The organism is Paenibacillus sp. FSL R7-0340, from assembly GCF_038002205.1.
In the GTDB taxonomy this organism is placed as follows: Bacteria; Bacillota; Bacilli; order Paenibacillales; family Paenibacillaceae; genus Paenibacillus; species Paenibacillus polymyxa_B.
This window is the reverse complement of sequence record NZ_JBBOBY010000001.1, coordinates 2,800,465-2,814,531: the sequence shown is the minus strand read 5'-3', so window position 1 is coordinate 2,814,531 and position 14,067 is coordinate 2,800,465. Positions and strand designations below refer to the sequence as shown.

The following is a 14,067-nucleotide window of genomic DNA, read 5'->3' as shown; positions in this document are numbered from 1 at the left end:
CCTCTCTCTTACGCAGCCTTAGGCTATTCATGTTATATTATTGTTCACTTTGAACGATGAGCATTTTCATTTTATTGACCCAAAAACATCATTAGATGTTAACCTTCTGTGAACTCGCTGAGTGCATGACCGTACTTTTCGTACTCGCCTCTTTGAATTTCAACCTCATAAATGACATCATTGCCATCATACTCTGTCAGCAGTACATCTCCGATTCGATAAAGCACCGAGGTTAAATCCCCACGTTCCGCAGGAATGCGGAATCTCAGCGTATCACCGCTCAGATGCTCTTGAATCAGTTCACGAATGTGCAGCAAATCCCCTTCATCAAAAGCACTAATTTTCAAATAGCCCTCCCCAGAAGGAAGCATTTCCAGTTGCTCAGGGGTACAGGCATCTTTTTTGTTAAATAATACGATCTGAGGCTTGTCCGCAGCCCCTAGCTGCTGCAAGATCGTCTCTACAACTTTCATCTGTTCGTCTCGCATATCCGAGGAAGCGTCCACGACATGCAAAATGAGATGAGCCTCATTCGCCTCCTCCAAAGTAGCCCGGAAGGAAGCAACCAAATCATGAGGAAGATTTTGGATAAAACCGACTGTATCCGTAAGAATAATTTCTTTTCCACTCGGTAGCTCCATTGTTCTGGAGGTAGGATCCAGCGTCGCAAACAGTTGGTTCTCAATATATACATCGGCTGCTGTCAGTTGCTTCAACAGCGTCGATTTGCCCGCATTGGTATAGCCAACAAGTGCAACCTGAACAATACCGCTCTTTTGTCTGCGCTCCCTGTGCAAATACCGGTGACGAGTCACTTCCTCCAGTTGGCGTTTCAGATCACTGATTCGGTCACGAATATGACGACGGTCTGTCTCCAGCTTGCTTTCACCAGGACCACGTGTTCCGATTCCGCCACCGAGACGCGAGAGATTTTTGCCATGTCCAGACAAACGGGGGAGTAAATATGACAACTGCGCCAGTTCAACCTGAATAATACCTTCCCGTGTTTTTGCACGTTGAGCAAAAATGTCCAGAATCAACTGTGTCCGGTCAATAATTTTGAGATCCAGACTTTCTTCCAGATTTCGTACCTGAGCTCCCGAGAGCTCCTGATCAAAAATAGCTGTATTCGCTCCCAATTCTTCAGCAACTGCACGCAATTCCTCTACTTTTCCTTTGCCAATAAACCATTTTGAATCCTTGGCTTCCTTATTCTGTGTCAGGACGCTCAGTACTTCAACTCCCGCTGTCTCAGCCAATTTCACCAGCTCATCCAACGAGTATTCCGTATTGATGCCAGATCGTTTGACTTCATCCGTAATCAGACTGACCAGTACCGCCTTGTCCTGCATTTCAGTTTGTGTATCATGAGTGGAGTTCGCCATATTGTTTGCTCCTTTATTTTCATGTCAACTCTCGAACAGAGACCGACCTGATGTTCAGGCCGGCCCCCGTTCGATGTCATACCATTCGATGTGATTCAGATTCCTATTATCGCCTATCTTTTGTCCATTTTCAAATCCTCTGGACGCAGCGTCATCAATTCCTGCTTGCCGGGTTGCCCGCTCCGGTACTGATTGAGCAACCTGACAGCTTGGTGCCGAATCGCTTTTTCAATCACGTTACGAACATAGCGTGCATTACTAAATGCATGAAGACTGTCATTACGCTCGTTTAGCAAATGCTCCTTCATTTTAATTATGGACTGAGGCATGAGAATATAATCCCGCTCCTTGGCCATCAGCTCGGAAATTTGGATAAGCTGATCTACAGTATAATCAGGAAAATCCAACTGGATTGGAAAGCGAGAAGGAAGACCAGGATTCGTTCGTAAAAAAAAGTCCATTTCCCCCGAGTATCCAGCGAGAATCAAAATAAATTGATTTTTTTGATCTTCCATGGACTTTACCAAGGTATCAATCGCTTCTTTTCCAAAATCCTTTTCCCCTCCGCGTGCCAAACTGTAAGCCTCATCAATGAACAACACGCCGCCAAGAGATTTCTTTACCAGATCTCGCGTTTTCTGTGCAGTGTGCCCAATATACTCACCGACCAGATCAGCCCTCTCCACTTCAATCAGATGACCTTTGCTCAGTACCCCCATTTTTTGCAGCATTTTAGCGATAATGCGGGCTACTGTCGTTTTCCCCGTACCTGGATTTCCTTTGAAAATCATGTGATATACGTGTGCATTGCTCAACAATCCCGCATCCGTGCGCATATGGGCGATTTGCAAAAAGGCATATACCTCAAATACCAGGTCTTTGATGTTATCCAAGCCGACGAGATGATCGAGTTCTTTCTGAATTTCCTGATAAAGACTGAGATACTGCGGTAGCGCCTGTGACTTGGTTGAAGCCACTGCTTCCGTCTCGTCCACAGTCACCGAAGCTATCGGCTCCGGGCTACGCAGCACGACATTAATTTGTCTGGAAGGTCTCTCCTCCGACCGCTTGCCCGCGGCGATTCCCCGTCCGTTCATGCATCCATCACCTCAACATTTCTTCAGGCACAGCTTACCCTATTAATGTATTCGGTCTGGCATGTCCTTATTAGCATAAAAGCAACGGGAACGTGCACAAAGCCTTTTCTTAAATTCAGGCAACCCAAGTTTGAGCGCTGATCCACCACCGTTGCAGCGTCCATTTAGCGTATGCCAATACTTCTCTTGATTGATGAATTGGCATATTGAGCACTTTGGATTCCGTCAGAGCCATCTGAGGATGATCAAAATTCAAGAATTGAGCAATCTCCATCGCCCGAGGGCCATGATAGCTATGTGTAATGATCACGGTGGAGGTCCATCCATATTCCTTCATAATGCGCTGGCTATAGAGCAGATTTTCGTAAGTACTGGTCGCATGGTTTTCCAACACAATATGCTGTACAGGGACCCCTTTATCTACCAAATAGCGTTGCATGCCCTCAGCCTCCGTATACGGAAAATCTGGTTTATCCAGTCCCCCACTTACAATTAGACGCTGTACCGTCCCGTTGCGGTATAAGTGCAAGGCTTCTTCCAGCCTTTCCTTCAATCCAGGGCTGGGCTCAGCTCCCCACATAGAAGCACCTAGTACGATACCAATTTGCACTTGCTGGAGCGGAGTGGTAGAGGCAGCCGTATTCATGTTCCACACTCGGATACCTGCCCATACCAATCCGACCAAAATGAAAATCATCAAACAAAGTACAAGACGCTTGGATACCATAGATATTTTCTTAAGGCGACTCTGCCTGCTTTTCAACTCAGGACGTTTGGGCCCAGTGTCTTTAATCCACTGCAAAACTTTCACCGTTCTCTCTTGAAATCACCGTTGTGAAACCATTCTGCCCGGTGTTTCAGTGACATTTTAAAATAGGGGAACACGTGGGCATCTATCTGATGTAACACATCAGCCGCTGTACGGTTAGCCAATTCTGCCTCTTGCGTTGAGATATGCCCCCGTTGTAACGCCTCCTCCAATTCATCCTCATCCACTAGGAAGATTTCACCGTTTTTAAGCACCACAACATCCAAATACAAATCGTCAAACCATGGGACTCCTTGATCGGTCACACCCTGATTACGGCAGGTGTCAATGTACCATTCAACGATCTGCTCCCGATTGTCAAACATAGCAGTCACCACGTAGTGCTCACCTTTTGGATAATATTGCAGCCAGGAATATCCTTTATCGGCTATGCAAAACGTATGACCACCGTAACTTTTCCATAACGGCTCCTTGAGACTCAAAATTGTATACAGGGTCACATATCCTGTAAACGCGTCACTTTCTACATACCGGCAAGCAAACTTGCGATTGGTGATTCTGCGCCAGTTGGCCCGGTCTCCGAATTTGCGCTTCATAAATGATGTTCCTCTCCAACATTGGTAAAACCAGCTTACCATATTTAAACTGTACACTCAAAAAGAACCCCTTTAAAACAGCAAAAAAGGTATTCTCAGACCAGTTCACGGACTGAGAATACCTTTGATTTGAAGCATATTCAACTTACTAAAGTAATACTTGCTAATTCCGATTATGACGTCCACGATTGGAATTCGAATGACCGTTGGAATTGCCTTCTTGAGTCCCATCCGTTGTGACTTCAGTCGTAGATGCATCCGTGTTTTCTGGATTTACCATAGTATCTTCATCAGAAATACCTGCATCCGGTGTAGTAGTCTGACCATTTCCCTGATTAGTATCGTTTCCATTGCCGGAATTGCCACTATTGTTACCTGTGCCGCCAGCACCATTCCCATTAGTATCCCCAGGAGATGCCGGAAGCTGACCTGAGCCATTATTGTTATTGATACCGCCAGGAGTTGTATTTCCCTGATCTGTACCGTTTTGTCCGTCTGTAGCCCCGCCATTATCCGGTAAGGTTCCATTCTCGTTTGGATCAGTCCCTGGCTGTGGATCAACCGGAGTAGTCTCTGCCGGAATTTCCACACGGATCGTATTAGAAGCCTCGGATTCTTTACCATCCGCCCCATAAGCTACTACATAATATTCATACGTGTTTCCAGCTATAGGAGACGTGTCTTCACCACTCGTGCCCTTCATGGCCTCCATGATTGCCGTAAAGCCTGTATCGGAAGTCCCCTTGCGATACACGCGGTATTGTACATTATCCCCCGTAGCCGCAGTCCAGGATAACGATACAATTTGGGTGTCCTGACTATAAGACCCGCTCAGTCCGCTCGGAGCGGTAGCCTGAACCGGCTCTTCTGGCTTCTGCTCAACTGGTGGTTCATATCCCTTCGGCTCGCTGAATTGCGTAACCGGGTGTCCCTTGAGAGCTTCACCCATGACCCTTCCGAAAAAGGCTGCCGACTGCCCACTGTAGTTTCTCAGCATATGCTTGCTGTCCGGCTTGTCATAACCCATCCATACCGCTCCGGTATATTCCGGTGTATAACCGACAAACCAGATGTCCCGGTTACCACTGTTACCGCTAATCCCACTTTGGGTCGTACCCGTTTTACCAGCTACAGGCCAGTCAATACGTGCTTTGCGACCTGTACCGCTATTGACTACATTTTGCATCATTTGTGTCATTTCATAAGCCGTTTTTTCACTCATTACAGATTTAGTTTCCTCTTCATGAGTATAAACAACTTGATCATCACTATTGTTAATTTGCTTAATAGAATAAGCTTTTTGGAATTGTCCTTTATTGGCAAAAGCGCTGTACGCCTGCGCCATTTCAAGGGTATTCGTTCCTTTGCTTAATCCACCCAATGCGATAGCAAGTGAGTGATCATTTTTGTCCATCGGAATTCCTACGCTCTCGGCAAATTGAACCCCTTTTTCCACACCGATTTGGTTCAGCAACCATACAGGCGGAATATTTTCAGATTTCGTAATGGCGTCGAGCATGCTGATGGTCGACGAGTAACCATGCAAGTTTTTCGGACTGTATCCGTTAAAACTCTGGCGTTCGTTACTCAAAGGGGTATCCATCGTAAACTTACCGGATTCAAGAGCTGGCGCATAGGCTACAATCGGCTTAAAGGCCGATCCTGGCTGTCTGCGGCTCTGTGTCGCACGATTGAAGGTTCCCTTTTTGTAATCCCGTCCGGGTGCCATCGCGGCAATTCCACCTGTCTGGTTGTTAATAATGACCATCGAGGCTTGAACAGGCTGATCGTCCGGACTTTTTTCGAACATGTCATCATCTGCCATCGCCTGATCCAGCGCATTTTGAGCCTGGGCATCCATTGTGGTATGAATTTTATAACCACCAATAATCAGATCATTACCGCTAACTCCTGGCAACGCATCCTCTGCCTCATCCATGACATATTCCATAAAATTTTGATACTTTTGAACTTTTTCCGGCTGTTTGTAATCGTAATTTACAGCTTTGGCCTCTTCCATCTCTTGCTTCCCAATCATCCCTTGCTCAAACATCAGCTGGAGAACCACAGCACGCCGGGCCTTTGAGTTTTCTGGGTTACTAATCGGATTATACTTGGATGGCCCTTTTGGAATAGCTGCCAGTGTAGCGACCTGCCACAATTTTAATTTATTCAAATCCGTTTGCCCAAAATAGCCTTCCGACGCTGCCTTAATTCCAGAATACGAGCGTCCAAACCAAATCCGGTTCAGGTAAAGTGTAATAATTTCATCTTTAGTCAAATTCCGCTCCAGCGCCATTGCGATGGATACCTCTGTCGCTTTACGGAAAAAGGTTTTGTCACGTGTCAAAAACAAGTTTTTGGCCAGCTGCTGAGTCAGCGTACTGCCGCCCTCCACTGCCGAACGGGCCACGATATCCTTAACGGCTGCCCGGCCGATAGACCAAATATCAACCCCTTGATGCTCCATAAAACGCTTATCCTCGGTTGCGATAAATGCTTTTTTGAGCAGCGGTGGAATTTCTTCACTTTTGACAGGATCGCTTTTTTGCACAGACAACTCACCCATGAGCACACCGTTGCGGTCATAAACCTTCGATGTCTCGTTCACTGTAATTTTGTCCTTGTTGGCTTTGTAAATTTTTTCGCCATTAACCATGACAAATAAGTATCCACCAAGTGCGCAAAATATGGCTAACGCCGCTGTAATAAATAGCGTCCACCCCACTCGCTTACCTGTTATTTTCTTTTTCTTGCCCTTCGGCTTCTCTTTAGATGTGTTTCTATTGCGATTGCCGGATCTGGACAATGAATCGTTTGGCATTCCCCTGACTCCCTTTCGCGAATAATCATATGATACCTAACATAAGCTTAAAGCTTGCTGTCGGCAGCATGAAAGTAAACGGAATGAAAAGAACAACCCTGATCAGGTTGCTCCCGGTCACATTCCTATACAGTTAGACGAGACGGGAGCCTGAAAAGTTTCATGAACCCGGGCGACCGTCAAGCCGTAATCAGTTATCGCTAGCGTTATCCTGTTGCTGTACAAGCGATACATTGCGTTGCGGTGTAAAGGTGGAGATGGCATGCTTGTAAATCAGCTGTTGCTTTCCATCCGAGTCGATAACAATCGTAAAATTGTCAAATGCTTTAATCGTCCCTCGCACCTGAAATCCATTGATGAGGTATACCGTTACAGGTATAGAATCCTTGCGCAATTGATTCAGAAACGTATCTTGGATATTAATGGACTTGTTCATTTTAGCCGTACCCCCAATAATCATTTGGATTGTTTTGAAGTATATTCAAGGTCTGTCCGGAACTTTCCTGCTATAATTTCGTGTATTCGGGCTGCATGAGCAGAAAAATTTCCGAAATCAGTGACATCTACCCACTGGATATCCTTCATATGGCGAAACCACGAGAGCTGTCGCTTCGCAAAATGACGCGTATCCCGTTTTAGCCAAGTCACCGCCTCTTCCAAAGACACTTCTCCCCGCAGGTAGGAGGATATCTCTTTATAGCCTAGACCTTGCATGGAGATGGCATCGCTTCGCACTCCCCGTTCCATTAAGGAGGTTACCTCAGCAACAAGCCCTTGATCGAGCATCCCGTCAATTCGGTCTTCAATACGTTTATATAGCATTTGCCTATCCATTGTCAAACCTACAATGCAGAGTTGGTAGGGAGATTCCTTTTTTTGACTGGCAAGTTGAGAGCTAAGTGTCGTTCCGCTAACATGGTAAATTTCGAGTGCCCGAACGACACGACGACGATCATTAGGATGCAAACGAAGTGCACTTTCGGGATCAACCGCCTGTAGTCGCGCATGAAGCGCCTCAGCTCCAAACTGTTCGGCATAGTCAAGCTGTTCCTGACGAAAAGCTTCGTCAGCCTCTACCTCGGAAAACTGGTATTCATAGCAGACTGATTCTACATATAAACCTGTTCCGCCTACGATAAACGGTAGCTTTCCTCTAGATTGAATATCAGGTATGAGACGACGACAGTCTTCCTGAAATTGGGCTACTGAATATGGGTATTCAGGCTCATGAATATCAATTAAATGGTGCTTGATTCCTTCCATTTCCTGTTCGGAAATTTTGGCGGTTCCAACGTCCATACGACGGTATACCTGCATGGAATCCCCGGAAATAATTTCTGCGTCAAATTGTCGAGCCATCTCGATGCTTAGTTTCGTCTTGCCAACCGCAGTCGGGCCAACAAGAACAAGTAGTTTAGGCTTAGGTGCCACTGTCAATATCAATCACTCCGTACACTGTTTTCGTTGTGCCCCGCTGCTCCACACGGAAGCCGAGGCGGGCAAATTCCCCGCTACCCCGTTTTTCTTTTAATACAATTGTTTTTCGTGCAATCCGTTTCGCATGAATAATACTTTCCTCACTCAACGCGTCTGGGTTAGCCAACCCTCTCAATGGACCGATTGCGCTGGAATCGAGCAACGGATCACGGAACATAGGGTCAAAGTAAATAATATCTATACTGCGATCCGGCAAACTACGCAAATAGTCCAAATGATGACCAAAACGAACGTCAATGTTGGAAAAGGCCTGATCTACTTCAGCGTTGCCGGAACGGTAATGCCTCATTCCATCCTTGATTAAAGCGTAGACGGGGAAAGAACTCTCCACAGCAGTGACTTGTCCAGAGCTTCCCGTTCCAATTGAAAATAGAAGAGAATCCGTACCAAGTCCTGCGGTGCAATCCAGAACAGTATCACCCGGGACGATCCGGGCAGCCGTCAACATTGGGTCAGGTTCACCCTTTAATACCCGTTTGGCGCGAATGAAGCCCATACTCGGGTGAAAAACCATCGGTGATTGTTCTGGACTAATCAACCTCACTTCGCTCTGCACCAGAACCAACGCTTGGCGGACTCTGTGAGCCGCAATTAGCTTAGCTACCGATATGCCACGACGAGGGGCGTACAGCACCCCTAACTCGGCTGCAAGCAGCTTCGCTCGCTCCATAACCTCAGCCGAAGGGGAATCCCCTGTCGTGACCAGTAATTCGACTTGCTTCTCCCGTAGCCTCGACCGCTCTTCTTCTTCATGGTTTTCCCGATCCTGCAACATATATATACTCCCTTACATTACTCTTTTAAACAGCTTCTCTAAATCATATGTGGAAAAGGAAACCACAATAGGTCGCCCATGAGGGCAAGTATATGGTTGTTTGCATGCTGCCAAACGCTCTAGCAGCACGATAGCCTGTCGGTCAGTCAGCTTCTGGTTTGCTTTAATCGAAGCCCGGCAGGAGCACATAATTGAGGCTGCTTCCCGCAGCTTAGCAAGATCAATGGCTCTTTCCTCCAGCACCCATCCGGCCATTTCCTCAATGACATCCGCTTCTTCCCCTTGGGGAAGCCAATACGGGTAAGAGCTGACACGGAAGGTTTGACCGCCAAAATGCTCCAAATACACCCCCGCCTGTTCAAACCAGTGCAGCCTTGTTTTCAACTTTTCCGTCTCGGAAGGCGTAAAATCCAGTGTAATTGGCAGTAGCAGTTCCTGCGATACTGACGCAGGATTGCCGAACTTTTCATAATAAAATTCATAATTCACCCGTTCATGCGCGGCATGTTGATCAATTAAATACAAGCCCTGGTCGTTCTGCGCAATCAGATATGTCCCATGGTGCTGACCGATTAAATTCAGTTCAGGAAAAGTGGGCAACTCTGGAGCTTCTCCCGACACCGCTGCCAATTGCTCGGCATCTAGGCGTTGCTGGCGCGGCTTCTGATCCGCGAAATGACGGGAATCCGTAGCGTGTCCCGCAATCGGCGGCATAGAAGATGGGTAAGCAGCAGAAGCAGCCGTTTCCTGTATCCCTCCACTGTATAAGGAAGATGTGCCTATTGCGGCACTATCTCCTTCGGACGACTGTACAGTCGCTCCATCAGGGAGCGGCACGTCCCCTCTAACTTCACTCCCGCTGTTTTCTTCTACAAAATCTGCATCCAGTTCATCATCACTAATACTTTTACCTGAAAGGTTGTTTGCCCGTCCAATGACTGAGAGGCTATCCCTGCTCGGACGTTGCTCACGCTCCTGGCTACCTCTGTTATTCTCTTCGTTTCTGTTCAAGTAATTGGATTGGCGCGGTACCTGGCTCTCCGGCGAAGTCACGGAAAGTGGCAGTGCTCCCCCCTGGTCTTTGCCGGAAGGAGCATCCCCTTCCACACTATTTCCCTTCGAGAAGTGAAACTGCTCCTGCACAAACGAGCCACTGTCCTTGCCACCGATCTCGCGCTTGACTGCCTTCGGAATCAGCACTTGCTGCCCTAAAACAGCTTTTACCGAATCTTCAACCAACTGAAACAGTTCAGCTTCTTTGCTGAACCTTACCTCCAGCTTGGCAGGATGAACGTTAACATCCACCAAAGAAGGATGCATTTCCAGTTGGATCACAGCCAGCGGAAAACGATTGATCGGCAACAAGGTATGATACGCCTTGAGCAACGCCTGATTAAGCCCGTAGCTTCGCACAAAACGTCCATTCACTACCGTAGAGATCGCATTTCGATTTGATCTCGTCCACTCTGGACGGCTGACATAGCCGCTAATTCGGTAATCGAGGCTCTCTCCTTCCAGCAGCAGCATGGATTTCGCCGCAGAAGTTCCGTAAATAGCGGCAATCACCTGCAGCAAATCACCATTACCCAGCGTTTGCAGCAATGTATTGCCATTATGCCGCAATGTGAAGGCTACTTCTGGATGCGAAAGCGCCATTCGATACAATACATCCGAAATGTGTCCCAGCTCGGTCTGGATTGTTTTCATATATTTCAGCCGTGCAGGTGTATTATAAAACAGCTCCCGTACGGTAAAATCCGTCCCTTGTCTACTAGCAGCATCCTCGTGAAGCAACAGCTTACCGCCCTCAATCACTAATTTACGGGCACGTCCGTCATCTCCGGCTGCTGTAAGCAACTCTACTTTCGATACAGCCGCAATACTTGGCAACGCCTCTCCTCGGAAGCCGAGACTTGTGATCTGAAACAGGTCGCGACCATGTCCAATTTTGCTTGTCGCGTGCCGATAGAATGCCGTCTCCACATCTTCAGGCTCAATGCCACTTCCATTATCCGTCACCCGGATACTTTGCAGGCCGCCCTCTTCTACCCATACGTCCACCCGCGTACCGCCTGCATCAATCGCATTTTCCACCAGCTCCTTCACGACGGAGGCTGGACGTTCTACGACCTCACCGGCAGCAATCTGGTTCGCAATATGTTCATCCAGTACCCGAATTTTAGACATCCTTTTAACCTCCTCCTGACTTCAAAGTGTGATGAAAAATAAGAATAATGTCACTTATTTTAACTACAGGCCATTGGCCTTGTTTTTAAGATCATTTAATAGCTGCATTGCCTGTAAAGGAGTCATATTCATGACATCAGCATTTTTCACCTTGCGCAAAATTTGGCGCACAATCGGATTAGCCTCTACTGTCTCTGCGTGTGGCTTGGAGGCGGCAAGCTCCTGCTCTCCGAAAATGGACAGCTGTACCACTTCGGTTGCTCCTTGCTCCAACGTGTTGGAAGTTTCCACCGTCTGCAGAGTATCTTCTTTTACCAGGGTGGCCTGCTGTGATAAAGACTGAGCTGATGATGCAGTTTCTCCGCTTTCTCGCAATGTCTGGCCTGAATTATATTCGGTCAAAGAAGAAATATCTTCTGTCCCTGAAACTGTACGAAGATCAGTCCCTTCCTTCCCTCCTACTACTGTCTCGGTACCTGCCGTTACTTGAGCCGCTGCCTGTTCAAAACCATTCAGCAGTCCATTCGCTCGCTCAATAATGTTATTGGGCAAACCTGCAAGCCGAGCACAATAAATACCATAGCTACTGCTAGCCGCTCCCGGTATGAGCTTGCGCAAGAAATTCACCTTGTCGCCGCTTTCCTGCACGGCCATAGAGTAATTTCGCAGCGAAGACAGGCCTTGCTCCAAATGTGCCAGCTCATGGAAATGCGTGGATACCAGCGCCTTACAGCCAATCGTGTCATGGACAAATTCGATGACTGCCTGTGCAATTGCCATTCCTTCACTGGTGGACGTACCTCGTCCCAGTTCATCAATAATGATCAAGCTTCGCGGAGTTGCCTTGTCCGTCATTACTTGGATATCTGCCATTTCGACCATAAACGTACTCTGCCCGCCGATGAGATCATCCGCCGCGCCGATCCGTGTGAAAATGCGATCCAGCATTGGCACCTTGGCACGTGCAGCAGGGACAAAGCAGCCAATTTGAGCCATAATCGCAATAAGCGCAACCTGACGCATATATGTACTTTTCCCAGCCATGTTCGGCCCAGTGATAAGTAGAATATGCGCATCGGCTTCCTCCAACACCGTGCTGTTTGCGATAAAACCGCCATCTTTCATTACAGCTTCCACCACGGGATGGCGACCCTGCTCCACTACGAAATCATATCCTGTAGTCAGCTCAGGTTTCACGAATCCCCGTTCCGAGCTAACCGAAGCCAGCGACTGATACACGTCAATTTCAGCCACTTGTTCTGCCAGCTTTTGCAAACGTGGAATTTCAGCGTTCAGTTTACTGCGAAGCTCGGAGAAAAGCGTGTACTCCAGATCAACCATTTTATCCTCGGCTTCCAGAATTAGAGATTCCTTTTCCTTCAACTCCGGTGTAATATACCGTTCCGCATTCGCCAACGTCTGTTTGCGTTCATATCGACCTTCTGGTAATGAAGCCAAATTGGATTTGGTCACCTCGATATAATAACCAAATACTTTGTTGTATCCAATCTTAAGTGACCGAATGCCGGTTGCTGCACGTTCCTTGGCCTCTAGCTCAGCGATCCAACGCTTACCGTTCACACTCGCCTCGCGCAGTTCGTCCAGACGCTGATGGTAGCCTTCCTTAATAAGACCTCCATCCCTTACGGAAATCGGCGGTTCATCCGCCACCGCTTCCTCAATCAACGCACACAGGTCTGTACAGCTATCCAGCGTTTGTGCAATTCGTCTCAGCGTCTTCGAAGGAGATTCAGCGCACAATTCGCGTAAAGACGGAATTCGGGCCAGCGACAGCTTGAGAGCGATCAGATCACGTGCATTAGCACTACCAAAGGCGATCCGCCCAACTAGACGCTCCAGATCGTAAATCTCTTTAAGCTGAGCACGTACATCCTCTCGGAAAATAAATTGGTGGTATAGCTTGTCCACCGCCTCCAAGCGCTCCTCAATAAGATTGCTGCTCAACAGCGGCTTGTCAATCCAACGACGCAACAGACGCGCTCCCATGGAAGTCTCTGTGCGATCCAACAGCCACAGCAGCGAGCCTTTCTTTGAGCGTTCACGTACCGTCTCCACCAGTTCCAGATTCCTGCGGGTAAATGGATCCAGAATCATAAAATGGTTTGGCTCATATACCGAGATTTGGGTCAATTGGCCTAACGATCTTTTTTGCGTTTCATTCAAATAGGAAATCAGGCGCGATACGCACCGTCTACGTTCCTCCGTAAGCCTTGCCCATGTGGCTTCGCCAAATTGATCCCGAACCAGATCATCCTTGGATTTGTCCCAAGCCGTATACACAACGCGCCGTCCAACGGGGGACATACGGGATGTCACAAAATCGAGCAGATGACCATCCCCCAACATTTCGGAAGGCTCATAAATGTTAATTTCATCTAGTAGCCATTCTTTCGAATCAGGCACAGAGGTCACATACAATTCACCTGTTGACAAGTCGCACGCCGCAAGTGCCAGCATCCCGTCCGTCTCTGTGACACATACCATATAGTTGTTGGATTTGTCACCCAGCACCTTGCCTTCCATTACCGTACCCGGGGTCACAACGCGGACAATATCCCGCCGCACCATCCCCTTCGTAGCTGAGGCTTCCTCCATTTGCTCACAGATGGCCACTTTATAACCCTTCTCAATGAGGCGCTGTATGTAATTTTCCGCTGAATGATAAGGCACGCCGCACATCGGAATTTTTTCCGTGGCGCCACCCTCACGACCCGTAAGTGTAATTTCCAGCTCCTTGGATGCAAGAATTGCATCATCGAAAAACATCTCGTAAAAATCTCCCAGGCGGAAAAACAAAAATGCATCTTTGGCCTGCTCTTTTATGGATAAATATTGCTCTATCATCGGTGTATATTTGGACATACCGTTTACTAACCCCCACACTTTGTTCCGTTTAAACTTATAATTATCTCTCAT

At 47.6% G+C, this 14,067-nt stretch carries 10 protein-coding genes; all 10 read right to left on the bottom strand.

The genetic code is table 11. The features are described from left to right. Positions 1-98 precede the first annotated feature (98 nt). On the bottom strand, positions 99-1,385 hold the full coding sequence (hflX, locus tag MKX59_RS12470; protein ID WP_023989039.1) for a GTPase HflX: 1,287 nt from the start codon (positions 1,383-1,385) through the stop codon (positions 99-101). 113 nt (positions 1,386-1,498) lie between these two features. Beyond that, complete coding sequence (locus MKX59_RS12465; RefSeq protein WP_071558585.1) at positions 1,499-2,482, bottom strand: AAA family ATPase; 984 nt, start codon at positions 2,480-2,482, stop codon at positions 1,499-1,501. 115 nt (positions 2,483-2,597) lie between these two features. Beyond that, the gene (locus tag MKX59_RS12460) at positions 2,598-3,293 is read right to left on the bottom strand and encodes a YdcF family protein (RefSeq protein WP_023989041.1); all 696 of its coding nucleotides are present in this window, start codon (positions 3,291-3,293) and stop codon (positions 2,598-2,600) included. Then, positions 3,290-3,847 carry a DUF402 domain-containing protein gene (locus MKX59_RS12455; RefSeq protein WP_013310580.1) on the bottom strand — a complete coding sequence of 186 codons (558 nt, stop codon included), beginning with the start codon at positions 3,845-3,847 and terminating at the stop codon, positions 3,290-3,292. The genes MKX59_RS12460 and MKX59_RS12455 overlap by 4 nt, the downstream gene beginning before the upstream one ends. A gap of 163 nt (positions 3,848-4,010) precedes the next feature. After that, a complete protein-coding gene (locus MKX59_RS12450) occupies positions 4,011-6,671 on the bottom strand; it encodes a PBP1A family penicillin-binding protein (RefSeq protein WP_076264860.1) in 2,661 nt (886 codons plus the stop codon). A 190-nt stretch (positions 6,672-6,861) separates the two neighbouring features. Further along, positions 6,862-7,107: an RNA chaperone Hfq gene (gene hfq / locus MKX59_RS12445; RefSeq protein WP_023989043.1), complete on the bottom strand. Its 246-nt coding sequence runs from the start codon at positions 7,105-7,107 to the stop codon at positions 6,862-6,864. 20 nt (positions 7,108-7,127) lie between these two features. Beyond that, entirely contained in the window at positions 7,128-8,108 is a 981-nt protein-coding gene (gene miaA, locus MKX59_RS12440; protein WP_076264859.1) for a tRNA (adenosine(37)-N6)-dimethylallyltransferase MiaA, read from the bottom strand. After that, positions 8,092-8,943, bottom strand: a complete 852-nt coding sequence (locus MKX59_RS12435) for a class I SAM-dependent methyltransferase (RefSeq protein ID WP_076264858.1) — start codon at positions 8,941-8,943, stop codon at positions 8,092-8,094. The genes miaA and MKX59_RS12435 overlap by 17 nt, the downstream gene beginning before the upstream one ends. A 12-nt stretch (positions 8,944-8,955) precedes the next feature. After that, positions 8,956-11,130, bottom strand: coding sequence for a DNA mismatch repair endonuclease MutL (mutL, locus tag MKX59_RS12430; protein WP_076264857.1), 2,175 nt, complete (start codon positions 11,128-11,130; stop codon positions 8,956-8,958). A gap of 63 nt (positions 11,131-11,193) precedes the next feature. After that, positions 11,194-14,013: a DNA mismatch repair protein MutS gene (gene mutS / locus MKX59_RS12425; RefSeq protein WP_076264856.1), complete on the bottom strand. Its 2,820-nt coding sequence runs from the start codon at positions 14,011-14,013 to the stop codon at positions 11,194-11,196. Positions 14,014-14,067: the final 54 nt, after the last annotated feature.

Bases quoted from the DNA above. Each gene is read 5' to 3' on its own strand.
- mutL (WP_076264857.1), bottom strand. From the start codon at position 11,130: ATGTCTAAAATTCGGGTACTGGATGAACATATTGCGAACCAGATTGCT.
- MKX59_RS12455 (WP_013310580.1), bottom strand. From the start codon at position 3,847: ATGAAGCGCAAATTCGGAGACCGGGCCAACTGGCGCAGAATCACCAAT.
- hfq (WP_023989043.1), bottom strand. From the start codon at position 7,107: ATGAACAAGTCCATTAATATCCAAGATACGTTTCTGAATCAATTGCGC.
- mutS (WP_076264856.1), bottom strand. From the start codon at position 14,013: ATGTCCAAATATACACCGATGATAGAGCAATATTTATCCATAAAAGAG.
- hflX (WP_023989039.1), bottom strand. From the start codon at position 1,385: ATGGCGAACTCCACTCATGATACACAAACTGAAATGCAGGACAAGGCG.
- MKX59_RS12465 (WP_071558585.1), bottom strand. From the start codon at position 2,482: ATGAACGGACGGGGAATCGCCGCGGGCAAGCGGTCGGAGGAGAGACCT.
- MKX59_RS12450 (WP_076264860.1), bottom strand. From the start codon at position 6,671: ATGCCAAACGATTCATTGTCCAGATCCGGCAATCGCAATAGAAACACA.
- MKX59_RS12435 (WP_076264858.1), bottom strand. From the start codon at position 8,943: ATGTTGCAGGATCGGGAAAACCATGAAGAAGAAGAGCGGTCGAGGCTA.